Source organism: Leptospira alstonii serovar Sichuan str. 79601 (genome assembly GCF_000347175.1).
GTDB lineage: Bacteria > Spirochaetota > Leptospiria > Leptospirales > Leptospiraceae > Leptospira > Leptospira alstonii.
This window is the reverse complement of the sequence record NZ_ANIK01000123.1, coordinates 15,631-40,262: the sequence shown is the minus strand read 5'-3', so window position 1 is coordinate 40,262 and position 24,632 is coordinate 15,631. Positions and strand designations below refer to the sequence as shown.

Sequence of the window (24,632 nt, the reverse complement as noted above, 5' to 3'; positions counted from 1 at the left end):
ATTCCATTCATCGTTTTATTCAATTGAATCCAATGTGTTCTTATTGATTTTAATTTTTAAACCGACTTGGATTTTTTCTTAGAAATATAAGGTTCTCTCCGTCAACCATCCAATGTGGGAACTCTTACGGAGATTTTCCGTGAAAAAACGGTTCAAAACCGCAAAAATCATGTAAGGCGATAGGTTTCTGTGGGAACTCCCGCGTTTTTTTGCGGAAACAAAAGTTCCTTACGCCGAACTCACGTTGAGTTAGTGATTCGCTCTTGATCATCCGATGTGTAAAAGTAAGATTTCGGTCGATAGTATAATTTGCGGATCACTTGGTTGTTTAGCAGGTCGAGACGGAGAATATAACTGTAAGATCGGTGGAACATGGGAACTCCCTCATTCATCGTATTTACAATGGAATCTCCAACTCCCAGGTCTTCCAACCACAGGAGATAATTGAAAAGATAACATCGAGACACACCATGAGCCTGTGCGAACGCGCCAAAAAGTGTCCAACTTCCGGTATTAAGCCGGATATTCACTCGCTTCATCTTTTGTTTTCCCGGACTGGGCTGATACAAAGTTCGGCCCGCTTTTTTCCCAAGACGTTTCGTAGAGGAAAGGTACTTCCCATAGATTCTCAAAAGATGAGGAATCTTTTTCGGCAACGCTTTCACATCTTTCTCGGAAAAACGAACCCAAGTATCTTCCGGAATCAAAAGAGTGATCGTTTCAGAACGATTCTCTCCAAGGGTCGAGCGGATTTCAAAATCGGAGTTTAGTAACAAGCCCATACCGAATACGGTTCTCGAAAGGTCCGGCATGGATCGAATTTACGCGAAAAAAGGAAAAAGGTAACCTTTCTGTTTTAAAAAACTTTAGCCTGATTTGTAAGAGTTCCCACGTTTTAGCCCCACAATTATGACGAGGGATAAGCGCTTAATGCGGGAACTCCCTACAGACTTACGTTTTACTGCAAACTACTTGTCTTGTAGAACCGGAAATGTGGGAACTCCCTCATTTTTAGAAAAGATTCTTTGGATTGATGGAGTGTGGGAACTCACACAATCCATCAAAAGTCCAAATTTACATATAAACTACCCACCAAACGTTCAACTTTCGTGTAAGAGTTCCCACACTCAAAGCACACTCGATTTAGCGAACCGCTTCCAATAATAAACTCTCTAAAAGTTTTTTTTGAGTCCAGGGAATAAAATGATCCTCTTCTTCCAATACGATCGCAGTAAGCCTTGATTCTGAAAATTGAGTCTTAAAGAATTCCAGATTTTGAAAAGGCACCAAAGAGTCCTTCTTTCCATGAATCAAGATGATCCCGCAAGGGATGTTTTTCCAAAATTTCTCTAAAGTCTCCAATTGGAATTTGAGGGGAAGCATTTCGTCGTTGCTGTTTTTGAAATCATTCGGCAACAAGTTATTGACCCAACGCCAATCCGCGATTCTGTTATACCAACGAATTTCCTCTTCCTTTGCGCTCAAAGGGCCCGCCAGTAAAACAAGTCTATGAATTTTCCGATTAGAAATGGCGATTTTTGCCGCGATCGGCCCCCCATAAGAATGTCCTACTAGGACGATCTTTACTTTTTCAGGGGCTCCAACCAGCTTTAAAAAATCCTCAATGGCTTTTTCTAAAATATCGGCTTGTTTTGCAACATCCGGAACCGCTTCGTTGGGTTCCGATTTGCCGAACCCGGGTCTATCCAACGTAAGGATACAATACTTTGCCGTTAAGGTTTTGTTTTCCAAATACCAAGCGTAATTTTGCCATCCCCCCGGAGAGCCGTGTATGAATATTAAAATATTCTGATTTTCTGATTCACAACCTCCGGCAACTCCGTAAATCCGTTTTCCTCCCCCGTCTAAATAGAATTCTCTAAGTTTTACTCCGGCTTCTTTGAGGCGAATCAGGCTTTCTTCCGGTTTTTTTTTGAGATCCTCCGGAACCGTACAAGAAACTACTAAAAGGAGACAAAACCAAATGAAAGGAAAAAAGAAAACGGAAGCTGACGACATATAAGAAGTTCCCGGAAATTCTTAAGCAGAGAATTCCCCTTTTTGAATTTGAGAGTAAAACCGAAAAAAAGTTTCATTTGGTTTCAAATCGTCTTGAGGATCGTGTAATCCCTCTCGAATTTTTTTTACGAGATACATATCGATTTCGCCTTTGTTCTTCGCCTTAATTTTTCCTCTGTGTTCGCAGATAAAAAAATCTTTGATCTTCTCGTAAGTTTCGCTGGAAATATTGACTTCTCCCGGAATTCCGGAACTTTCCATACGACTTGCTGTGTTGACGGAATCTCCCCATATATCGTATGCGAATTTTTCGGAACCGACGACACCCGCAACCACCGAACCCGTATGGATTCCGAGTCTGAGCTCCCAATAGGGTTGACGATTACTTTCTCTTTCCTGCTTTTTCAAGCGCATAAACCTTTGAAATTCAAGTCCGCATAACACCGCATCTATGGAATGAGTTTTATTGGCTAAGGGAAGACCACCGGCGGCCATGTAGGCGTCCCCGATCGTTTTGATTTTTTCCATCCTATGATTTTTGGTGATGGAATCGAACTCTCTAAAAAAAAGATCGAGTTCGTTTAACAATTCCTCCGGCGACATCGTTTCCGCGATTTTTGTAAACCCCGCCATATCCGTAAAAAGCACCGTAACGCTTTCGTAACGAATGGGAACCACGAAATCGTTTCTCTTCAATTCTTCCGCAACGGTTTCGGGAAGGATGTTCAGCAAAAGGGAATCCGATTTTTTTCTTTCTATGTTTAAATTTCTTGTAAGGATGAAAATTAGAAGTCCCGTTAAAATCTGAACGAATAGATAATTTCCTCCCGCATCCAAATAACGTTCCGTATCGTTCGGATACATCTTAACAAGTCCTCGATGGAAATATTCGATTCCGTAAAGAAACGCGGTCGCCGCGGCATATATCAAATAAACGATCCATACGTTATGATTTCTCAGCAGTATGGTCGCGATTACAAGAGCGGGAATGAAATAGTAATGATTACCTCCTATCGAACCTCCGTTAAAAAACCACATCGAAGACAGATAGACGAGAATGATAAGATTAAAAGGCCAAAAGAGAGAATAATAGATACTCTTCACCCTGGAAATAAAATACATACCTATCAAAAGAATTCCTGAAACGAAATTCAGAAGAAAAATCACCATGAAGTTTTCCAGATAAAAGGAGGAGAAGGCGCCGAAAATATTCAAAGTTCCGTTTACGAACGCGACCGTATTAAAAAGTCTGTGTTCGAGGGAATTTTTTTTAGGATCGCCAAACAAGAAATAAACGATTTTAAGAATTGGATCTGTCACGGTTTTTCACCTCGTCTGCTTACGATTAGAAACGAATTTTTTTTCGCATAATATAACGTGAATTGGGCGGTTGAAAGTCTGGGCATTTCGAGCGATCCATAGAAATGGCATCTGCTGAGTTCAACTTCAATCGCTTTCGCATTGATTACACCGAACTCAAGTTAACATAGACTTTTTTCAATCCGATCGAACGTCTACCTTTCTATTTCCTCCGTAAAAAACGGTCACGGCTTTTACGATTTTGCCGAGTTTCGTTTTGGAAATCCCCCGTTTTCTATTTTCAAAACCGATTTGAAAGAGCAAATTCCATTGTTTGAATAAGATCGAATACATTCTCCAAATGGAAAAATCGGGATCGTAAAGATTCGTGGATTCGGAAGTGATTCCGTTCAATTCCACAATTCCGAAATCTTTTCCCAGTTTTAACTTTTCATCGGATCGATAACGAATGTCGTATCGCCCGAAATGAAATCCCGAAAATGTCTTTGAAATTTGGTCGATCTTTCGAGTGAGTTCTTTCGTGATCAAAGAACTTCCGTCCGTAAATAGAGTGCCCTGACAATGATTCCCCGCTTCGGCCAATCTTTTTTTTTCTCCTAAGGGCAAAACCGTATCCCATTCTTTTACATACCTTTCTTTAAAAACTTTCCATTGGAATTGAAATCTTGGATGTTCTAAAATCAACTCGCCCAATGTGTTCGTTCCGTTGCCCTCCAGGATCGGGAAGGTTTTTCTCGTAACCGATAGAATTTTTCCTTCGTCTTCGTTCGGAAAACGGTAGTAAAAAATTCCCGCTTCTTCCGGACCCGAATGATATTCCTGTACGATCAGATCCACGTTGGTTTTTTTCAGATATTCAAGAACCTCGTTTTCGTTTTTTACGAGTTTAACGCCGGAGCCTCTTTGTCCCGCGTCTGGTTTCAGTATATAAGGAAATTTGAATTTTCTTTTCAAAGTTTCCTTTTTGATGAATTCAAATTCCTTTTCGACATTCGATTCGGCGTCGGAAACTTTAAAAAAATTCAATACGTTTTCGGAATCCATATTTTTCAAGATTTGTTCCTTGGATTCTCCGACCAAACCTCCCAAAGGAATTCCGGGATTGGCCGCACAGATCGTTCCCAATCCTCGGTAACGAACCGTTAGATAGGCGATATACGGAACGAGAGGCGCGTAAAAGAAACAAGTCGGCCAAAACTCAGGTCGGATTAATTTTTTAAGACGAATTTTCCCAAAAGTGATTTTACTACTTATAACCGCATTCAAACGTTTCATAAAAAGATTTTTTTAATCCGAATGTTTAGCTTTGTTAGAGGCGGATTTTTAGGATTCCGAACTTTTACTTTGCGCGTCCGAGATGCCGATCGTTTTTTGAAATTGAAGTGTCGATAACGCGACTCCGAATTCTTCTGGCAAAAAAATACTTTGTAAAAAACATTCCGCGTAAAGTTTAATAATCGCCATATGATGGATCGTATGATCCTGAACGTATAAAAATTCCCGTTTCAGATTGGTGGTCGTTTTTTCCTCAAGACCCGTGGTCGGATCGATCAGATATGCAAGTTCTATAATCTTATCTTCGTCCATTTGTTCGAGTTTTCCCAATAGTTCGAAAATTTTATCTCTGGCGGCGAGTGGAGACGTTTCGTAAAGGGGATTTCGCTTTCTCCGATCGTAGGATACGTTCGCGGTATCGAGTCCGACGGTTAAATTCTCCAAAACCTCGATACAATGTCGAACGTGTTTCCCGATACTCGAACCCGTTATTTGCGTGATGTTTTTCGAATATTCCTTTTCATCCACGGCGGATAGAAGATCGGCGAGTTGGTTGAACGTATATTGGATATTCTTGTATTGTGCGTATAACATCACGAACTTCTTCGGGCTAAAACTTTTGAAGTTACAAAATAGGGCCGAATTCGCGCATTTTCCCACACCAAACTCGCATTAAATATCGTTTCTCGCCGGATTCATTCCTCCACGACGTTTAAAATCTGTTCTCCCAAATCGATTCTACGATCCGGAGTGCAAATCGTGGAACGAACGACGTCCCCCGGCCGTAAATACTGAATCCGTTTTTTTTGGCCCTTGATAAAAAGGTCCCATTTTTTTCTCTCCGATAAAAGACTTGCAATTTTTTGAATGAACTTTCCCGGAGCTCTGAGCGCACATCCCGAAGGAGTTCCCGTCAACAAAACGTCTCCCGGGGTTACATTACAAAATTGTGATAGTTCTAAAATACTTTCCGCGGGTTTAAAAACGAGATTGGAAGCTACGTCCTTTTGTCTGATTTGATCGTTTACAAAAAGAGTCAACTCCAAGGATTCCAATAGATCGAAATCTCCGGGATCTAAAACCGCGAGATAGGGACCTGCGGGACAAAAGGTTCTATACGATTTTCCTTTATACCATTGCATCTGAGGAATTTGAACGTCCCTTGCGGATACGTCGTTCGCCATAAAAAAGGCCGCCACATATTCGCCGACGTTTTTAGAATCGAGTCTCAAGGTCGAATCGAAAGCTTTTCCGAATACGAGGCCGAGTTCGATCTCATAATCCAAAAGTTTAACGTGGGAGGGACGAATGATTTTTCCAAGCGGAGGAGAAAGAGAGGCGTCCGATTTTGTGAAGAATAGATTGTACATCTTATCGTCCGGATCAAGACCGGATTCGATCTGATGTTGTCTATAATTGGCGCCTTGACAAAGAATCTGACAAGGAGCGGTGATCGGAGATAAAATGGAAACGTCCCGGATGCGGATCGGTTTTTGTTTGGAGGTTTTTTTCTTTTTCTTTATAAACTCCAAAAAATCCTTCGTAGTGGAATCCCCGCAATCCAGGGGAAGAATTTTGTCGCCTTCGATTTTTCCCCATTGAATCGAATTCTTTCTGCCGAATCGTACGTAGTTCTTTGCCATACAGTGTACCTAAATGATATCGTTGATTTTGCCGCAAATGTTAAACGAACTTTAAACGTTTGCGAATCGTAGGTTAGAATCCGGGAAAACGACGGACAGTAAAGAACATATTCAAATTCTAAAACTCCTTACTGTTTTTTTCTTCGTTTTGTTTTATAGAATACCCGAAACCGCGTTTACTCTAACGCGAGTAACAATGCGAAAACGATTATATGTTGCGATCCATAAAGAGAACGTTAGGTGACTTTCGCCTTTGCGATCGACTTCGCAAAAATTCCGGGAAAGAATTTGTGGATGAAAATGGCGATTTTTTCCCTCCTACCGGCGATTACGATTTTATTTTTGGACGTTGCGATTCCGTCCAAAATCCTACGAGCGCATTCGTCCGGAGCGATTCCTTGTTCGATCACCTCGTCCATCTTGCCTTGTTTACTTCCGTCCCCCTTGAGCGCGTTGTTTGAAATTTGAGTTCTAATAAAACCCGGATAAATCAGACAAACCTTTACGTTTTCGTTGGTGTTCTCCGCGCGCAGAGCTTCGTAAAAACCGGTAAGAGCCGCCTTGGTCGCGCTATATCCGCTTCTCAGAGGGACTCCGAACAAACCGGCGACGCTGGAAATCGAAGCGATCACTCCGTTTTTTTGTCTCCGCAAAATCGGAAGCACCGCAAGAGACAAGGCGATATTCCCGAAATAGTTCACGTCCATCAACTTTTCGTACGTATCCAGAGCCGTTTCGTAAGTGTACGAACGCTGGCTGATTCCGCCGTTGTTGATCAATACGTCTATTTTTTGAAATTGATCGATCACTTTTTTCGGAAGGTTCTTTAGTTTTTTATAATCTTCTAAATCGAGAGGAAGAACAAGGCTGTTCGTTTTGGTTAGGCCGCATTCCTTTTTAACCCTTTCCAATTCCTTACTTCTTCTCGCGGAAAGTACGATCTTGGCTCCTCGCCTTGCCGCCTCTTTTACGAGTTCTTCCCCGATTCCGGAGGAAGCGCCTGTGATCCATACTACTTTATCTTTGTAAAACGTTTCGTTCATTTGAATTCCTTCCGATTCGATTCAACCGTGTTTTTCAAGTTGAGATTGTTTTTTAAAAAGCGATGGTTTCAAAGAATCGATCCCGTTTCAAGAATTCTTTAAAGGGAAACGGAATTTTTGAAGAACATATTGTGAATCAACTATTCGCCAAAACTTGACGAATCCCTAAAATAGTATGACGATTCAAAAAGGAATTGGATCTTTGCGGAGCAAACCGTTATATCGGAGAGCTGATTACAAAAAAGTAATACTTCTTCCCGGAATGGGTTTTGACGTCGTTCCAACCGATTGTCTCGCGTTGATGCTGAACTTCCCGAAGCCCGTTTCTGAGAGCTCGGTTTTTCGGGGACGAAATTGATTTCTTAAATCGATAAGACCCTACTTTCATTTTTTTAGAAATGAAATATCGTAGAAAAGGTTCGATTTGATTTCAATAGAACGAGTCGTAACCCCTTGTGAACTTACAAAATAACTCTTGATTAAAAAAAGCCAGAGAAGAGCACACCAGAGCCAGAGTGAAATCACATATAAAAAATATAATATTCCGGTCGGCCATCCTCTTTTTTTAAGGAAATGAAATAAAATCGCCGCGAAAATAAAACCGAAAGGCCACAACATACTCGCATACATGGCTACAAGCCAGACGTTGTCCCCGTGTAAGGAATCCGGGTGCGGGAACAGCGATTTTGAAATCGGAAATATCAAATAGTAAAGTCCGAACCCAAGAATCCCCATGCTGAAAAAACCCAGGAATACAAAAATGATACAAGCGATGATGCTGAATTGTGCGTTGCCGGTTAGGGATTTCCACATACGTAATACCTGTTTGATTGAATCTTTGGAAAGCGGATCCGATCGAATGATTGTGCATCCATTCCCAATGGGATCTTTTTTTTGGAAAGCGGTTTCGGTAAATTTTGAATTTGTGAAAGAGTTTCTTACGCGATTTTTTGTTTGGATGAGGTTAAGGCCGATAACGTGTTCTTTCGTTTTTTTCCGCGAATTCCCTCGTTAATCGTTGATCCTATGTTTTGCCGAACATCGCGAAATTGTGAACAAAGGTGAGCTCCCCAATTTTGAGAAGGCGTTTTGCCGAAACCGCTTGACTCCAAAGAAGATTCGCAAACATTGGAAGGACCGCGCGCGAGTATGGTGGAATTGGTAGACACGCCAGATTTAGGTTCTGGTGCAGAAATGTGTGGGGGTTCGAGTCCCTCTACTCGCAATTTTCTTTCAAATCGATTGTGACAATCCCAACAGTTCGTTAATTTCAACGCCGAACTTCCGTCCGCCCAATTCTCCCGTAAACGTTAGGCACCATTCAAAGTAATAACGAACAAGGTCCCTATTACCCCCGCAAAAATCACAGTTTACTTTCGTCGAACGCGAGTTTGACGAAAAAAGTTTGGGCGAATAAGAAGCTCGAGTGTTGCTCTCTGAACTCAATCTCACTCCCTATGGGTCGTTCGATAGATCGCAACATACAATCGCTTTCGCATTTGTTATACCAAACTCAGGTTGGATTACATTCAAAAGTTTGCATTCGTTTTATGGGACCGAAAATCGAATCGAAACATTTTTGTATAAAAAGACGTCTAAAAGATCTTCTCGTATGGATTTTTTGTCCGGAGGTTCCTATACGATAAGAGTCGGATTTGGAAAATACGAAAGTAAATTCGGGATTTGAAGACGGATCTCCGGTAAAATCAAATCCTTGGATCGAACCGAAATCGGTTTAAAAGACCATAAGATCGGGAAAAGGAGAAAAAAAATGGCAAACATAATTAAAAGAGACAGGGTGCGAATCCGCTTTCTCTGTGATCAAGTAGGGGATCTGAAATCGAAAGGGCTCAACGTTCGATCGGTATTCGATCAATGTTGGAATAAAATTCCGGAAACGATGATTCAAAAACTCAACGCGGAAGAGTTGCATCTTTATATTCAACGTCATATTCTTCCGGCTGAAGTCGCGTCGATCCTCTCGGATAAAAACTACAAAAGCAAAACGGCGTAACACAAAGTTCCTATCTCGCTCTCTGCCGAATGTTCCATAGAGAGCGAAATTGAGTTTATTCCCTGAATGCCGCCCCATAGGAAGGCATTCACTGAGTTTCCACGGGTCGTTCGATGATCGTGTTTCAGATCGCTCGATAATAAAAAAAGTCCCGAATCGAAAATCGACTCGGGACTTTTATAGATTCAGCTTTTTGAATATTCTTCTTAGTCTTCTTGAGTTTGTAAGGAAAATCTACCGATGTCAAGAACCGTATAACGAGTTTCCGTACCCGTAAGGTTCAAGACGGCTGAATCTCCCGTTTTCTTTCCGAGCAAAGACTTAGCGAGAGGCGATTGATAACTGATGATGTGTTTTTCCGTATCCGCATCCCAAGCGCCCAAAATAGAATAAGTCACCACTTCTCCCGTGGACTCGTTTTTGAGTTTTGCGGAAACTCCGATATTGATCTTGTCCGTTTTGACGTTGGTAAGATCCAAAATAATCGCACTCTTGATTTCGGCTTCGAGCCTTTTGATGGCCGCTTGCAACTGAACCTGACGTTCCATGGCCGCCTTGTATTCCGCGTTTTCTCGTAAGTCCCCTCTTTCCTGAGCTTCTCCGATATCCTTGGAGTTCTCCGGCATTTCCACGTTGAGAAGATGTTCGAACTCTTCCTTCTTCCGGTTGAGAGCGCGCCTTGTAACTAGAATCGCACCTTCCGGAATCCGGTTGAGAATATCGTCGTCCTCTTCATCCTCGTCCTCGTCTTCTTCCCAAGCGACGTCCGGTTTCAATTCCACAATCAGGGAATACAGACGTTCTTTTTCCAGATCGGTAAAGTACGGAACCTCTTTGTAAAGCGCGTATAACTTGCGGATATATTCGGAGTCTCCGGAATGAATCGCTTCCCGAAGAATCTCGTCGTCGTTTCCATGAAGGATTTCCTTACATGCGTTCTTAAGTTTCGTTCCTTTATCCTCGATCTTAGCGAGAGGTTTAAACATACGGAAAACCTTCAGAATCAGCTCAAGACGTTCCTCCTCTTTAGAAGAGACCAGCCATTCCCCCTCCCATATTTTCGTGAGAATGGACTTAGCGACCCAAATGAAAACTTCGGGAGTTTCTTTCGCTCTTACTCCCGCGGATTTGATAAACGAATTCAGAAGATCGAACTTATCCTCTTCTTCCAAGATGGAAAATACGTATTTGTTGACCTTGATCGGAACTTCGAAAAGAATTCCGGTCAAAACTTCCTCGGGGTTATGCGCGTGTTTGCGAACCAAGTTCACGTAACCTTTTTTGACTTCCACGTTTCCGATTTTTGTGGAAACTTCAGTGAGATTACTCACAGGCAAAGATTTGATAAGTTCCGCAATTTTTTGTTCGTTGAGATGTCTTGGAATTTCCTCTTCTCCAAGTTCTTCCGACGCGGTTTGCAGATATAAAAACGCCACGATTTTACGAACGGGATCGGCCGCTTCCTCTTCTTCGTAATAAAAATGATTGAAAGCTTCGATCGCACCTTCCGCGTCTTCTCGGTTATCCAAAGCTTCCATAGCGATATCGAGTTTTTTGTTCGCGTCGGTCTGGTGAGCGAACTTTTCCGACAACTCTTCCGACAAAGAAATCGCCTTTTCACGATATACGAGTTCGTCCTTTTTCTTAGGATCGAATCCGATGTTGGGTTCCTTTTTGATTATATTCTTGGCTTTGTTCCACCATTTGGACCATTCCGCGAGAGGAAGGAATTTTCCGGAAACTTCGGATTTGATATCCGCAGTCAACATTCTGTTGTTGAAGGAGGTCAAAAGTTCCTTAAAAAAATCGGGAACATTGTTCTTAAAAAGATCCGTGATCTCCTCTTTGTTTTCGTAATATTTTACCCAGATATGATCTTTTTTCAGAGGTTTTAAACTGGTAATCGCCATCTGGATCGAAAGTTTATGATCCTTCTTGTCCTTGAAGTCCACAAAAATGGAATCCCCGTTAGGCGAAATCGAAGTGATTTTCCCGACTCCCCAGTTTCTATGAAGGACATAGTTGTTCGTGTCGAACACGATATTTCTTTCGAAGTTGGCGATACAAACCTTGATCGGTTTTCTGTTGTTTCCGATCTCGGACATCTTGAGAAAATCTTCCAAAAGGGAATGATTGGCATACTTCGCTTTGTAAGCGCGGATGAGTTCGTTTCTTGCTTTGTTGGAAGAAGCCTCGTGTTCTAGGATCTTTTTTAAAAGATAAATCACCTTGTCCCAGTCTTCCAACTGTTTGTAAGGTTCTACGATCGGATAAAGATAACCGACAAGTCTGGTTCTTTCCCTATGACCCAACATGATTCTTTCGATTCTTTCGAAAAATTGAAGGTCTTCGTGATTGTTACTTACGATGATCGACCAGATTTCTTCGAGTTGAACGTAATCTTTCGTCTTCGCAAAGGTTTCGATCGCCTGTTTGAGATAGGTGATCGCCCTTTCCTTATTTTCGTCCAAAATGGAAAGCGCGTATTTTTTTAAGATTTCGGGATTCTTACGGTCGTGTTTGGCGAGTTTTTCCAATACGACCTTGAGTTCTTTGTTCTTCTTTAATTTTTCAAGGGCTTCCGCTTTGTATTTGAGGGCGAGTCTTTGATCTCCGTATTTCAGGATTTGATCGGTGATGTGTTCTATAATCGCCCACTTACCGGCTGCTTTAAAAGATTCTAATAGGTTTTTTAAAAGACCGGAGTCGCTGATTTCCCCTCTTTCGAGAGAAAGAATTCCGAGTAAATATCTTGCGGAGATGCTGTCTTCGTGTTCGGAGAGATATTCCTCGATTTTTCGTTTCGCTTCGTCTATTTTTCCGGCTGATTTATAAAATTCGATGAGATCGTCAAAAATCTTAAACTTGGATGCAGGAATGGAGTTCGCGTCCGTGCGAACATAAATTTCTTCGTTAAAAAGAGATGTCAGCTTATCCAGATCGCTGGCCGGTCTGGATTCCGTAGTTGCTGATATTTCGTTAGACATAGGATACTCCACCGATTGAGTCTCGGCTTGATGAAAATTGGGACGTTTGGGGTTAAATTCCTTTCTGACAGCCCTGTATTTATCAATTATAGACGAGTTGGCTTATCCGTAAACCAGAATTTAAAGGGAAGGAACTTCCGGTAAAGTCGAACAAACGACCTCACCGAGAAGAAGGAAGACGGGATTTAGAACATCCCGTTGATCTTTAAAACTTTATTTGTTGGCGCCACCGCCGCCGCATTCTTTTTCGACCTTTGTCTTGAGCATCTTATCCAATTTATGTTTGCTCTTACAATCGTCATCGTCGAAGTCTATCGAAGCTCCGTCGAAGTGAACTTCAAACACATCCGAAAGAACTCTTAACTCGTCGAAGAAAAGATAAACGGTTTCGCCGCTCGTATCGGGACGAGAACGAATCTTAAACTGTTTGAAAACGATCGTCTTTACCTGCGGATACGAATTTACGTCCTGAGGAACTCCTTGTGGAATCGAAACGGTCAAAGGTCTCCATCCGATAAAGTCAAGGGACCCGAATTGAAGAATGTGAGTGTCGCCTTTCCAATCTTCGATCCAACCTTCCAGATTGTATTCGTTTCCTCTTCCGCAAACCCAAACGGAAAGAGCCTTACTCACACCCGGAAATTCAACTCCGTAGATTTTTGAAACCTTTCTTTGATTGTTCGAATCCAAGTAAGCCTTGGTGCGAAGAACTTCGTATTCGGGCACTCTCGGCGGACGAATCGTTACCGTATTTTCTCCCGGATATGTGAACTGAAATTTAATTCCGAGAACCTTAGCCGTTCCCGCGTCCACATTTTTGATATCTCCCGGTTTACCCGAGATCAATTTTACTTCCCGAAGAGACTGAGCGTTTTGAGCGGTCGGTTGGTAAGCTTGCGGCTGTGCTCCTTGGGCTTGTTGAGTATCCTTATCGGTGGTAACTTCCCATCCGTACGCCGCGGAAGAAGCGGGATTATCCCAGGATTCCACGGTGATGGATCTAAGTTCCAAACCGCTTACGTCGATACCGGTTGCGGTATCGATCCCGCGTTTACTTTTGATGATGTTTTGCCCGTTAACCAGACCCAGAAGAATCGCTCCCCCGAGAATTGTTGTAAGAGTCGCTGTAATTTTGAACGAGTTCATGAACCTTCTCATGTTTGTTTTCCTTTCTTTAGAAGATTACCAATTATCCTTGATTTCCGATCCGGGATACTTCGCATCCGATTTATCGGCACGAACTTCCAAATCGTCCACATAAAAGTAGAATTGTCCTCCTACTTCGTGAACGTCGCTGACGGCAAAAAGAGATACGAAGTGAAGATTCTTATCCAAAAGGGCGAACCTTGTACTTTGAGGAACGTAACCCGGAATCGTAGCGGTGAGTTTTCTCCAACCGAAATAATCCAATCTTCCCAAACGGATATTATGCGTGTTTCCTCTGTAATCTCTCAGCTTAGCGAAAAGAGTATGACGGAATTTTCTTCCCAGAGCCCAGATGGAAAGCTGACGAGCTTTTCCTTTTACGATATACTCGTGAGGAGGAAAAACTTCCACTCTGTCAAAACCTCTATTGGTATAGTTGGTTTTTATTCCGAGGATATGATTCTTTTCGATCTGATCTCCTCCGTTATCCGGAACCGTGTTCTCGTCGAACACGTCTCTCATCAGACCTCTTTGAACCATTTTAAGAAGTTTGGTTTCGCCCAGTGGAGTCGTAGATTTCGCTCTCCAGTCTTCCGCCTCTTCGAAATTCTCGAGTATGAGTTTTTCAAGAGGATCCGGGTTAGCCCCTGTTTGCTGATTTCCACCAGCCTGATTGTTTCCGGTTTGCTGGCTATAGACACCTGGTACAGCAAGAATGCAGAGCAGTCCGGCAAGTAAGATGATCTTCTTCCTCATGAGAATTTCTCCTGGTTACAAAATAAAAAATAAAAAATCGTTTAGAGACTAAGGTCCGACTCTTAAAACGTTTTCCGATTTAAAAAGGAAAAACGTAAACGAATCCCCGAACCCGAATCGATTTTGTGTTCCCTCTTGGAATTCTTTGGAAAAGAATTTAAGGAAGAAGGAAAAATCAGATTCTACTACCCGTCTCAGTATAAATATCGGAAGATAAAGGATCAAAATTAGCAAACGAAAAAGTTTTTTAGGAAATTGAGGATTTTTTTAACGGCCGAAACTCATTTTTCCTTACCGAAAAATTTCCCCAAAAAAATACAAAGGAACCAGGAATAATTGAGAAAGAAAAGTCCCGATAGTCCGTACATTCCCGCTCGAAAGAGTTTCCTTTCCGGATTCTGGATCGGCCGGAAGATGATGGGATGTTCCGGAAGGGAAAATTTATAGATTCTTCCCGCATCCTGAACGGAAAGTTTATAATACGGATATAAGGAATGGTTTTTTAGATTCTCGCCCCAAAAAAAGACGGAACTTCCCCAAGTACAAGTCGGCAATTCCATTCTTTCGCAGGCGACCCAACCCGGAATCGGGTCCCCTTTTTTCCAACTCGAAGATACAAGAGGCGCAACGTGAAAGTAGATCGTCTTGGCGCGCTTGGGTTCCGTCCTCGCCCTGCTGATCGCGGATCTGGATGAGACATAGTCGGTAAGAATTTTGACTCCCCGAAAAACGAGGATGCGATCGGATTCTCCGCTTTGCGAGAATTGTGAAAGGTCGACGTTTTTTCCGACCGGAAATCCGAGGAAAAATCCAATGCTATGACTGATGTAAAGCGCCGAAACTCCCGCGGATAAAAGACTTAAAAACAAAGCGACGTAGAGAAGATTTCCGAATTTCGCACTCAGTCGGATGACCAAAAAAAGAAGAGGCAAAAACAAAAATATCAGTAAGGCGACCGTGAGTAAAACGGAGCCGTAAATTCCGAAAGGAATAAAAAGAAGCGCCATTCCGTCCACGAGACAAAACCCGATCAGGAGCAATTGCCAGGGAGAATTTTGCGAGGGTTGTCCCGGCGGAAAAGGACGGTCTCCGATTTTTACGAGCGCGAAAATCATTGTTCATTCGACGATTAGTTTCTGGTTCAATTGTGACCAGATTTGTCGGATGCGATCAATCTGTTTTTCCGGTCCGGATATGGAAAACAGAAGTCCTCGATTCTCTCGTAAATAATATTTTTCCAAAAGAACCACGGGAACCTTTCTTCCGTCCTTGTGAAAGTAATCGAAACGGCTTGCGTAGGAATCCTGTTCCTTCTTTCTTCGGAAGTTCGTTTCTCGAATCGTACGGGAATTGATTCCGCGTTTGAGATCCCAGAGTTGAAAATAATTTTTGGAAGTATAAACCGCCGCGACCGGATGATACGAGAGTCCGATCGTAAATAAAATTCTGTCGGGCCTATAGTAGAAAAACGTTTCGGATCGGGAGCGATATTCCTTTTCCCATTCCTCCGTATCCCATTCGGTGGGAATCGATTTATAAAATCTTCGGACCTTCCAAACGTGATCCTCTTCGGTTCCACTTTCGGGCGTTTCCGGTTCCGGAAAATAATGTTTCCAATCGTCCGTCGTTTCCAGGGAAAATCGGAACGGCTCACTTTCAATTTTTAGAATATTCTTTTTTATACATCCGTAGGGATCGGTGAGATCGTCCACGTTCCCTCTTTTGTGAGCCATGTGTTTCATCAACCGACTCAACTCCTCCGCTGCGGTTCCATATCCTTCGGGAACGAGTTTTCCGAATTGAAATCTGTAACAAAGCCCGATTCCTTTTAACAAACGTATCGCCGAATAAGGTTCTCCGTGTTCCGCCAATACTTTTGCCTCGCTTCTATGTACGTCCAGTTCGGAAACGTCCGGAAACACCTCTTTGAAGTCCCGGTCCACGATAAACTCCACCCTTCCGTCCTTGTAAAACCGGTAGTTTCTTCCGTGTAGATCCGTCTTCAAAACGAAATGTGCGTTCGGCCGAAAGAACTTCATCACTCGGTTATAGAGTACGGCTTCCTTTTCTTCCTGGTCCGCATACCAGGAACCTCGAAGTAAAGGATCGATGGAAATCGTCGTTTGCGATTGAGTTTGCGGGAAACCCGGGGACATAATAAGGGAAAAAAGAAATACATTTGAAAAACAGAATATTCTTTTTTTTTGATACATTGATTTCAGTCGTCCATACTTGAATCTAAAATTTTACATTGTTATACGGTTTTTGCAACTTGGGGAATGCAAAGAAATGAATATACTCCCGATTACATGTTTTTATTCTAAGCATACTATCTAAAAATCGAAAGGTATAATTATCCTTTTTTGATCGTTTTAACATAACGTGAGTTCGATATAACAAATGCGAAAGCGATTGCAGCAGAAATTCCGAAGGAATTTTCGCGTAAAGCGCGGTCGGGAGCCATTTTTACTATGAAATTCGCGACCGATTCGCCCAATCTTTCTTACGCCGAACTCACGTTAAATACAGGAAGTAACGAAGCCAGGAGGGTGTCAGCTCGATTGTGTAAACACGGTAAGACACCGATCATTCGTCAGAAGATGTCTTGGAAAAAGTTATCAGTAATATAGGCGCTATTTCTCAAAAAGATTTTAATAGTTTGAGACAACCTATCTGTTCATAAAAGCAAAACAATGAAGGAATTTTTAAAAGCAAATGAGAAAAGGCTTCGAGTAGAATTTTTGCCTCCTTATGCTCCGGAGTTAAATCCGCGAGAATATGTCTGTGTGGTTGGAAGAAAAACTATATGGTTAATTTTTGTCCAGAGAATCTTAGAGCTTGTCCCAAAACCTATTTACGGGACATTCAATTAAAATGATAGCAAATGCGAACCGGAATAACGCCTTAATCGAAAAATTAAACCTTAAAGACGCGGGTCAACTTCCTCGCTTTCCAAAGCCAATACTCCAAATACGCTCTCATGAATTCTCCTAAGAGGTTCTTTTTTTACAAATCTATCAAGACCTTCTATACCCAACGCAAATTCCCTTAATGCAAGAGATTGTTTTCGTGAAAGCCCTCGATTTTTCAATCGCTCAATATTTTGTGGAAGATCATATTCAGGTCCGTAAATGATTCTAAGGTATTCGCTTCCTCTACATTTTACTGCCGGTTGTAAGAGTCCTTCTTTCCCAAACTCGATGAAATTATACGGTTTAATAACGATTCCCTCTCCGCCCTTTTGAGTTAATTGCACCCACCATTCGACTGCTTCGTCGAAACTCGATCGATTATTTAAATCAACAACTTGATAGGGCGTTAATAGAAAAAGATTTCCATCCCCATCGCAAATCTCGGATATCCTTTCCATATGCCATTGGTGAGATTTGTCGATATGAACCTGTCCTTCCGTGGCTAATATATGAAACGGAGCCAATTTATAATCATCGATGGATCGAATCGGCCAACAGTAGTTTTGATAAGCGACTACATACTTTGAGACGGCGGCTTGTTTTTTTGAATATTTCTCATATAAATCTGCAACGTCCTCAATTCCACGTTCCATTGTTTGCTTTAACGCATTCTCAACTTCCGGGAAAGCTCCGGTTGCCGCTGCACCGACAGCCGCATATTGGTCCTTTAAGAGTGCGGAAGCCTTTGCGGACCAAGGCATCAATTCGGCATCTAAACAAACCCAATCCGTATTGAAGTTATCCCAAAAATCGATTTTCGTTAGGCATTGGTTTACTCTAGTGATAAATTGCTCTTCCATAACTTTGTCATTGAAGAAATTTCTACCCGTTCTCGTATAACAGATTCCGACTCCTTCATCATTTATACCAAAACGTTTTAAAGAGCTGTCCTCATCTTTACATATTACTAATATTGCCCTTGAGCCCATATGTTTTTCTTCGCAGACGACCTTATCAACCCCTCTTTTTTTATAATAGTTTAGGGCTTCTTCAGGATGCTCCAAGTAATCCGGCAATTTGCTTGTTTCACAAGGGGACATCGTCGGAGGAAGATAAATAAGCCATTTAGGATTTACTGCGAATCGACTCATGACTTCTAATGCGGCAATTGAATTTTCTTCTCGAATCACTATATTACTTTTTAATTTTGTCTGAATGATCCGCTTTCCGATTACATCTTCAATATTCAATAAATTGTCATGTTCTTGTTGAGCGCTGAGCCCATCCTGATTTTCAACCGAATGTAGCGGTTTAACAGGTTCACAATATACTTTCTTGGCCTGTATCGAAACCAATTCTTCTTCCGGATAACGAAGTGCGGTTAACTTTCCGCCAAAAACACAACCCGTATCGATATCAATCGTCTTATTCAACCACTCCGCTTCGGGAACGGGCGTATGACCGTAGACAACCTTTGCCTTTCCTCGATATTCTTTTGCCCAATTTAAACGTACCGGTAATCCAAATTCATCGATTTCACCGGTTGTTTCGCCGTATAGACAAAAGGATCTTACCGCTCCGGAACCGCGTCCTTGCATTTCTTCCTTCAAACCGGCATGAGCCACAACCAAACGACCATTATCAAATACGTAATGACTGATTAAACCATACAAAAATTGCTCTACGTTCTTTTTGAAACGATCCGATTCATTCTCTAACTGCTTTACAGTAATTTCAAGACCGTGCTTGAGTTGAACTTTTTTACCAATAAGATATTTCTGGAGTTTCAAATCATGATTTCCGGGAACACAATAAGCCGCACCCGAATGAACCATACTCATAACTAAACGTAATACGTTAGGAGAATCTGGACCTCTGTCTACTAAATCCCCGAGAAAAATCGCCTTTCTCTTTTCAGGGGCTATTACTCTAAAACCGTAATCTGTATCGTTATCTTCACCTTTTTGAATGGAGTAGCCTAATTTATTCAACAACTCTTGCAGTTCTTCGAAACAGCCGTGAATGTCTCCGATGATATCAAACGGTCCTGTAATATCTTTTTTATCATTGTATAACTTTTCTCTTAGGATCGTCGAAACCGAATCTACTTCCTCTTTTGACCTTAAAACATAGATTTGTCGGAAGCCCTCTTCTCTCAGCCCCTTAATCGAACTTTTTAAATGTTGTGTTTGTTGACGAATCACATGACTGCCGAAATTTCTATCGGATCGATTTCGATTTCTCTCTTCGCAAATCTTCTCCGGAATATCTAGAATAATAGCCACCGGCAAACAATGGTAAGCTCTACTTAATTCTATCAGTCCTTTTCGCGACTCCCTCTGGACATTTGTCGCATCGATTACGGTTAACAATCCGTTCTGCAAACGTTTTCTTGCAATATAATAAAGAACGTCAAATGCGTCGTTCGTAGCCGCCTGATTGTTTTCATCATCCGACACTAATGCGCGACATTCATCCGATGAAAGTATTTCCGATTTCTTAAAATGCTTCTTGGCAAAACTACTTTTCCCGGAACCGGACGCTCCGATCAATACGACTAACGATAACTCGGGTACATTAATTTCCATACGTAAATATTGCCATTTGAGAAGGCGCTCCGACACTTTCCACTTCGTCGCCCACCGGTAAAAGTTCTACTCTATAATTATATTCCAACCCAATCCTGGAGGACCAATCTTCGAATTCTTTTCTCGTCCATTCGAAACGATGATCATCATGCCTCATTTCTTCCGAATCCAAAGTTTCCCAAACAACATTGTATTCTTTATTCGGTGTTGTTAAAATTACTGTTTTTGGTTTTGCACATTGAAAAATTACCTTTTCAAAGGCATCGAGTCTATTTAAATCAAGGTGTTCAATCACTTCAACAACGGCAGCCGCGTCATAACCTTCCAATCGATTATCCTTATAAGTCAATGATCCTTGAATCAACTTTACTCGCTCCTTTTGTTTCGGTGCCATTTCTTCAAATTTCAATCGTTCTTTTGCTTTCAACAATTCCGAATAGGATACGTCGATTCCGACGATTTCCGAAAATTGTTTTTGTTTCATTAAATGTCTTATTAATTTTCCCTCTCCACAACCCAAATCCAAAACCCTTTCAGCGCCGGATTCTATCAATTTATCTGCAACGAATTTAAGTCTTTTCTCATGAAAAGATTCTTTAACTTTTTTCTGCTCACTCACTTCAGAATAATCATCAACCGCCTTATCATCCTCACCTTCGTTTAATCTTTCGAGAGCCTTTCTGGACAACGAATTCAAGTTGATCAAATATCTTCGAGTGATTTGTTCCTTTTCAGGATGGCTTTTCAACCACCCTTCCCCTTTTTGAAGCAGTTTTTCAATTTCATCTTCGTTTACAAAATAATGTTTATTATTATCGAGAGCCGGAATTAGAACGTAAAGATGTGAAAGAAGATCTTTGGTAGTTACGATATTCCTCATGTTCAGGTTATAATACTTGCTTTCACCCCATTCCGGAAATTTTTTATCCAATCCATGTCTTAATAATTCAACCTCGTATCCGAGAGGTTCGAAGAACTTTCTTATCAGAATCTCTCCGCCTTTCGGAATGGGAATTGAAGATATAAATATTTCGAAAGGGATTTTTTCTTCCACTAATTCCGGTTTTTCTTTGCACTTCCCATTCATTGCGGTTGAAAAAGCCTTAACTAAGGCGGCGCTCAAAAATGAAGAAGCAACGTAAGGACGATCGTTTACATAATTGCCAAGAGTAAATCCGTCACCGCTCAAATTCTTAGAACCGCGAACCATTTCAATAGGATCGATATCGAGGAGAATACAAATAGTAGTCCTATCTTCTCTTTTTTCCGAATAGAATATATGGGCTTTTCCAACCGATAAATCAACGGACTGTAATTTATCAGGATGTTTGTGAAGCAAAAAACCCAAATCGGTTGCGGGGTTATGTGTTGTTGTAATTTTGAGGATCATTAATTCTAAAACATGCTTGATTTCCGTTACAAAAACTCAAGAAATAAAACCTCAACGCTAAAAGCTAACGATCAAATCTTTCCCTCGAATATTAATTTCACTTTTTTCAGACCTGTTCATTGAAACTCATCTATAGGAAGAAAATATGTAATTAGACTATTCTGAGATTTTTACGGATAACTATTACCTTGAAGTAGTATCTACTTCATTCGTATCATCTATGCTAATGAAACGTAAAAATAAGGGGAAGAGCGTCGAATAACTAAGAGTCATTTTGATTCGTTGGGAAAGAAAATCTGAAAATTATCTTGCATCTCTTTATCTCACAAGCTCGATCATTGCTTTTAACTTTTTCGTTGGAATCGTGCCACTATTTTTTGTCTTCTAAAAGTATTATTCATAGGCTTAAATCCAAATAATCATATTATAAAAGTTTGGAAATTGATCAGAGACAAATTAGTTTTCGTTTATCATGGAAACGGAATCGAACGGTTTAGGATCAAGACTCTAACATTTTTTGTTATTCTAAATTTTTAGGCGAATGAATTTCCAATTCGGAAAAAAGATTCAAACAATTCGTTTTGATCCTCTGAGTTTATAGTAGAGCTTTTCGGCGTCAGGGATCAATTCGTGGTCAAGTTATTTTTATTTTATAATAACACAATATACTCAAGTAATTTTGAGACAACTTGATCGAAGCGGAGCCCCCTGGGCCGCGTTAGCGGCAACGCCTGGGGTTAGATTTTTCGTGCAGATCTTTTTCTAAATTCTGATAGTAGATTCTAAATTGATTCAGTAGTTTTGTATCGTTGACGTCAGATCTGTGCTTACATTCATTCTCACGCCAACGGATTTTTTTAACCATGACATCGACAGAAATTACTATTTCTCCTTCCTCACTTACTTATTGTAACAGGCACCTGCCGCTTTCAGTCGAACATTGATTTACGGATGTGCTGGTCGGAAATCCTCCACTACCTCTTCTGCCTTCTCCTTCTCCGGTGCAATTTCTATTAGAGATCGCGGCATCGAAAGTATTTTGGTGGAGATCGCCTAACTGTATAGTTACAAGTATTCTCAAAACTCTATTTGATATTTCCAGATTAGAAATGACCTGGTTTGGATCCATAGTGGGTGTTAAAGATCTTCTGTAGTCTTCTAATGTCCACACGCGAGCGTTAGTTGGCATTACTACTATTCCTTGAGAGGTCCTAAGAACTGGAACTGCATGAGTCCCAAAACCCGTTCCGTCTGGACGTTCCCGTCCCAATAATGCCAACCAAATGCTTCCAGGAGGAGAATTGATGAGTGAGTTAACATAAGTTAGTATATCTTCCCGAGTGTTGAATTGTTGAGAGAGGGTCCAATTGTACCGAGGCAACATAGCTCTAGAAGCTGCTAACACTTGAGTTCTAATAAATTGATTTGAAAAAGAAAATATTCTAGGTATATCTCCTAATAAGAAATACAACAACGGATAACGTTGTAGTAATGAGGTAAAAGGATTTGTATTAGGAGCGGTATCAAAAAAGTAACCTCCACTCTGAAGAGGTCCTTGAGAATGATACTCCTGTAATTCTGCCATCATCTGAAAAGTATGAAGTAGACAAGGACCACATACTCCGTGCAATAGAGTCGCAGATTCGGCAGAAACTGAAATAGCTATCTGATAAAGTCTATTCATCCACTCTTCAGTTAATTGAAAATCGGTTGGTAAAGTTCTTAGTACTCTTTTACGTCCAATACTTTCTTTATATCCAGCTGGACAGAACTGGTCTGTTTTTCCAAGATTAGAAGCCGTATAACGTGTCCAGTCCAGTAAGCTTTTATCAACAACAAACAAAGAAGTGGGATTATTGGTAGTATCCTTGCCTAAATAAGATGGTTTGGCTGCATAGGCAACACCCCAATTGGATCCGCCTCTGGTTACTCTCAGCACATTGTCTTTGTAGTCCGAGATAATCCCGCCTTCTTCCGTTTCAAAAGAGACGTTCCAATAAGCTGGATTATACTTACTGATAGCCGCGTCACTACACAATGCCCACGTCACCCAATTCCAATTCGATTTACCCACATTAGAATACATACAGTAGAGAGAGCCGCTTACTCTATCATACTGAGCGAGATGCCCGCTTTCAGGATTGTAGTAGAGAGGAGTTGTATTCTTATCCGAACCTCCCCAACGAATAAAATAACGTTCATTTCCCCAGCGATTGTTCAGATCCCAAGCTATGGAAGTCTTGATACTAATGTTTCCGGGAGTGGCCACTGTTTTAATCCAATCATCCATGGAAGAATCTAAGGTATGGTTGTATTTATCTCCAGAGTTTCTAGAGATATAACCATACCAATTTGTATCTTTTAAACGATAAAGTCCATCCGCAGTCCAAAAGGCGTTGTCCTTTATGATCCATCTCTGTAGTGGGTCGTTGATCGTACAAGGTCTGAGATTTACATAGTTCCAGGTTTCGTCCCCTCTAATTACTTTTTCCGGTGCAGTAACACATAACCACGTATCATTGATGTAATAGGAAATTCTTTGAAACACGTCGTATCTTGCATTCGCAACGTGGGTTTGCCAACACTGTTCAATCACAATGTAACTTTCACCTCCGCTAAAGGTGGGGCCGTAACAAAATGATCCGCCGCCACTTACATTGACTTTGATCGGCTTGTCTTTTGGTTCATTGGTGGGTTTTTGAATAACCGAGTATTCAATCTTTGATGAAGCGTCTACTGGTGTAGGATTCATTCCATACTCAAACCCAACCCCAATAGTAACTAACAGAACTACTATTAACACCTTCTTCCAATTGCACATCTTTCAAATCCTATTTTTTAAATTAAGTAAATATTCTAAATTACTTATAAATGTTTCTCAATTAATCATAGCCTATGTTCAAAAAGAAAACTAATTCACCCAACTTATATGAATTGAATAAATATTTTTTCTTAAATTTGATTTCAATAAATTCGTTTGAATTCTAAATTTCAGCTGTCTGTCAGATGACATGAACATTTCGTCGCTACTACTCGAACATACTATATTTCCAAAAGTTAAAATGTTAAATCTCACTCAAAAAAGCCGCAAACTCCAGGTAGATTCAATTTGTGAGAACTTATACAGCTTCCCAAATCTCCCCTTAATTTTCGCACTCAAATTCCATAGGGATCAGCAATACAAAAACGGATACGAATCATCAAAAATATTTTTACTTTCGAGTCTTTTCATTTACCTTTGAACAAAAACAATATATTTAATTATTTAGAATATTTAAATAAACTGAAACTATAATTTACTTATATTGAACATACATTTAAATTATATATTAGTTTTAATCCATTTTTTTTAAAGAAAATTTGAACGGACTACTAAATTCATTTTTCTTATGAAATTCACCCCTTGAGACACATTCGGTCTTTGGATCACAGATGTTGTAAATCTTGCTTTTCTATCTTTTGTCTGCGTTTACTGGCTTCGATTTTCGTTAATTTTTATCGCAAAAACACCGTTTTCAAAAACAGGACATTATATTTTT

At 40.9% G+C, this 24,632-nt stretch carries 17 protein-coding genes, 1 tRNA gene and 3 pseudogenes; 4 read left to right on the top strand and 17 right to left on the bottom strand.

The window, feature by feature from the left end; genetic code table 11:
- Positions 1-239: 239 nt before the first annotated feature.
- From LEP1GSC194_RS20470 to LEP1GSC194_RS20440, 7 genes are all read right to left on the bottom strand, one after another.
- Complete coding sequence (locus LEP1GSC194_RS20470) at positions 240-782, bottom strand: DUF1564 domain-containing protein (protein ID WP_036043950.1); 543 nt, start codon at positions 780-782, stop codon at positions 240-242.
- Between the two features lie 361 nt (positions 783-1,143).
- Entirely contained in the window at positions 1,144-2,019 is an 876-nt protein-coding gene (locus LEP1GSC194_RS20465) for an alpha/beta fold hydrolase (protein ID WP_020775378.1), read from the bottom strand.
- 21 nt (positions 2,020-2,040) lie between these two features.
- Positions 2,041-3,339 (bottom strand): adenylate/guanylate cyclase domain-containing protein, encoded by a 1,299-nt coding sequence (locus LEP1GSC194_RS20460; RefSeq protein ID WP_036043944.1) that lies wholly within the window; start codon positions 3,337-3,339, stop codon positions 2,041-2,043.
- 177 nt (positions 3,340-3,516) lie between these two features.
- Positions 3,517-4,614 carry an ATP-grasp domain-containing protein gene (locus tag LEP1GSC194_RS20455; protein WP_020775357.1) on the bottom strand — a complete coding sequence of 366 codons (1,098 nt, stop codon included), beginning with the start codon at positions 4,612-4,614 and terminating at the stop codon, positions 3,517-3,519.
- A 48-nt stretch (positions 4,615-4,662) separates the two neighbouring features.
- Complete coding sequence (locus LEP1GSC194_RS20450; RefSeq protein ID WP_021064363.1) at positions 4,663-5,208, bottom strand: DinB family protein; 546 nt, start codon at positions 5,206-5,208, stop codon at positions 4,663-4,665.
- A gap of 101 nt (positions 5,209-5,309) precedes the next feature.
- Positions 5,310-6,257, bottom strand: a complete 948-nt coding sequence (locus tag LEP1GSC194_RS20445) for a fumarylacetoacetate hydrolase family protein (protein WP_020775387.1) — start codon at positions 6,255-6,257, stop codon at positions 5,310-5,312.
- Between the two features lie 236 nt (positions 6,258-6,493).
- Entirely contained in the window at positions 6,494-7,300 is an 807-nt protein-coding gene (locus LEP1GSC194_RS20440; RefSeq protein WP_020775364.1) for an SDR family oxidoreductase, read from the bottom strand.
- A gap of 238 nt (positions 7,301-7,538) precedes the next feature.
- On the opposite strand from LEP1GSC194_RS20440, the pseudogene LEP1GSC194_RS23710 reads away from it, so the two are divergent.
- A pseudogene (locus LEP1GSC194_RS23710) lies at positions 7,539-7,663 on the top strand (saccharopine dehydrogenase family protein); the annotation flags it as partial.
- Between the two features lie 102 nt (positions 7,664-7,765).
- Here the strand turns inward: LEP1GSC194_RS23710 and LEP1GSC194_RS20430 are convergent.
- Positions 7,766-8,113 (bottom strand): annotated as a pseudogene (locus LEP1GSC194_RS20430) (hypothetical protein); the annotation flags it as partial.
- Between the two features lie 330 nt (positions 8,114-8,443).
- Here LEP1GSC194_RS20430 and LEP1GSC194_RS20420 point away from each other — a divergent pair.
- Positions 8,444-8,525, top strand: a tRNA-Leu gene (locus LEP1GSC194_RS20420).
- Between the two features lie 546 nt (positions 8,526-9,071).
- Entirely contained in the window at positions 9,072-9,314 is a 243-nt protein-coding gene (locus LEP1GSC194_RS20415) for a hypothetical protein (protein ID WP_020775350.1), read from the top strand.
- 206 nt (positions 9,315-9,520) lie between these two features.
- Here LEP1GSC194_RS20415 and greA read toward each other — a convergent pair whose 3' ends face one another.
- The 6 genes from greA to LEP1GSC194_RS20385 form a co-directional block, all read right to left on the bottom strand.
- Positions 9,521-12,301: a transcription elongation factor GreA gene (gene greA, locus LEP1GSC194_RS20410; protein WP_020775389.1), complete on the bottom strand. Its 2,781-nt coding sequence runs from the start codon at positions 12,299-12,301 to the stop codon at positions 9,521-9,523.
- A 213-nt stretch (positions 12,302-12,514) separates the two neighbouring features.
- Positions 12,515-13,459: a flagellar filament outer layer protein FlaA1 gene (gene flaA1, locus LEP1GSC194_RS20405; protein WP_020775376.1), complete on the bottom strand. Its 945-nt coding sequence runs from the start codon at positions 13,457-13,459 to the stop codon at positions 12,515-12,517.
- Positions 13,460-13,483: 24 nt separating this feature from the next.
- A complete protein-coding gene (gene flaA2, locus LEP1GSC194_RS20400; RefSeq protein WP_020775356.1) occupies positions 13,484-14,203 on the bottom strand; it encodes a flagellar filament outer layer protein FlaA2 in 720 nt (239 codons plus the stop codon).
- Positions 14,204-14,251: 48 nt separating this feature from the next.
- Entirely contained in the window at positions 14,252-14,437 is a 186-nt protein-coding gene (locus tag LEP1GSC194_RS23705) for a hypothetical protein (RefSeq protein WP_036043939.1), read from the bottom strand.
- Between the two features lie 47 nt (positions 14,438-14,484).
- Positions 14,485-15,318, bottom strand: a complete 834-nt coding sequence (locus LEP1GSC194_RS20390) for a hypothetical protein (protein ID WP_020775365.1) — start codon at positions 15,316-15,318, stop codon at positions 14,485-14,487.
- A 3-nt stretch (positions 15,319-15,321) separates the two neighbouring features.
- Positions 15,322-16,416 (bottom strand): LIC10775 family protein, encoded by a 1,095-nt coding sequence (locus tag LEP1GSC194_RS20385; protein WP_020775363.1) that lies wholly within the window; start codon positions 16,414-16,416, stop codon positions 15,322-15,324.
- A gap of 360 nt (positions 16,417-16,776) precedes the next feature.
- On the opposite strand from LEP1GSC194_RS20385, the pseudogene LEP1GSC194_RS21855 reads away from it, so the two are divergent.
- Positions 16,777-17,081, top strand: a pseudogene (locus LEP1GSC194_RS21855) (transposase); the annotation flags it as partial.
- 45 nt (positions 17,082-17,126) lie between these two features.
- Here LEP1GSC194_RS21855 and LEP1GSC194_RS20380 read toward each other — a convergent pair.
- The 3 genes from LEP1GSC194_RS20380 to LEP1GSC194_RS20370 form a co-directional block, all read right to left on the bottom strand.
- Entirely contained in the window at positions 17,127-19,703 is a 2,577-nt protein-coding gene (locus LEP1GSC194_RS20380) for a polynucleotide kinase-phosphatase (protein ID WP_020775371.1), read from the bottom strand.
- Positions 19,693-21,093 (bottom strand): 3' terminal RNA ribose 2'-O-methyltransferase Hen1, encoded by a 1,401-nt coding sequence (locus tag LEP1GSC194_RS20375; protein ID WP_036043937.1) that lies wholly within the window; start codon positions 21,091-21,093, stop codon positions 19,693-19,695. Before LEP1GSC194_RS20375 ends, LEP1GSC194_RS20380 begins: the two co-directional genes overlap by 11 nt.
- A 904-nt stretch (positions 21,094-21,997) precedes the next feature.
- The gene (locus LEP1GSC194_RS20370) at positions 21,998-23,914 is read right to left on the bottom strand and encodes a DUF1561 domain-containing protein (protein ID WP_020775348.1); all 1,917 of its coding nucleotides are present in this window, start codon (positions 23,912-23,914) and stop codon (positions 21,998-22,000) included.
- Positions 23,915-24,632 lie beyond the last annotated feature (718 nt).

Coding starts and splice junctions, on each gene's coding strand:
- LEP1GSC194_RS20470 (WP_036043950.1), bottom strand. CDS start 782: ATGGGCTTGTTACTAAACTCCGATTTTGAAATCCGCTCGACCCTTGGA.
- LEP1GSC194_RS20465 (WP_020775378.1), bottom strand. CDS start 2,019: ATGTCGTCAGCTTCCGTTTTCTTTTTTCCTTTCATTTGGTTTTGTCTC.
- LEP1GSC194_RS20455 (WP_020775357.1), bottom strand. CDS start 4,614: ATGAAACGTTTGAATGCGGTTATAAGTAGTAAAATCACTTTTGGGAAA.
- LEP1GSC194_RS20450 (WP_021064363.1), bottom strand. CDS start 5,208: ATGTTATACGCACAATACAAGAATATCCAATATACGTTCAACCAACTC.
- LEP1GSC194_RS20445 (WP_020775387.1), bottom strand. CDS start 6,257: ATGGCAAAGAACTACGTACGATTCGGCAGAAAGAATTCGATTCAATGG.
- LEP1GSC194_RS20440 (WP_020775364.1), bottom strand. CDS start 7,300: ATGAACGAAACGTTTTACAAAGATAAAGTAGTATGGATCACAGGCGCT.
- LEP1GSC194_RS20415 (WP_020775350.1), top strand. CDS start 9,072: ATGGCAAACATAATTAAAAGAGACAGGGTGCGAATCCGCTTTCTCTGT.
- greA (WP_020775389.1), bottom strand. CDS start 12,301: ATGTCTAACGAAATATCAGCAACTACGGAATCCAGACCGGCCAGCGAT.
- flaA1 (WP_020775376.1), bottom strand. CDS start 13,459: ATGAGAAGGTTCATGAACTCGTTCAAAATTACAGCGACTCTTACAACA.
- flaA2 (WP_020775356.1), bottom strand. CDS start 14,203: ATGAGGAAGAAGATCATCTTACTTGCCGGACTGCTCTGCATTCTTGCT.
- LEP1GSC194_RS20390 (WP_020775365.1), bottom strand. CDS start 15,318: ATGATTTTCGCGCTCGTAAAAATCGGAGACCGTCCTTTTCCGCCGGGA.
- LEP1GSC194_RS20385 (WP_020775363.1), bottom strand. CDS start 16,416: ATGTATCAAAAAAAAAGAATATTCTGTTTTTCAAATGTATTTCTTTTT.
- LEP1GSC194_RS20380 (WP_020775371.1), bottom strand. CDS start 19,703: ATGGAAATTAATGTACCCGAGTTATCGTTAGTCGTATTGATCGGAGCG.
- LEP1GSC194_RS20375 (WP_036043937.1), bottom strand. CDS start 21,093: ATGATCCTCAAAATTACAACAACACATAACCCCGCAACCGATTTGGGT.
- LEP1GSC194_RS20370 (WP_020775348.1), bottom strand. CDS start 23,914: ATGTGCAATTGGAAGAAGGTGTTAATAGTAGTTCTGTTAGTTACTATT.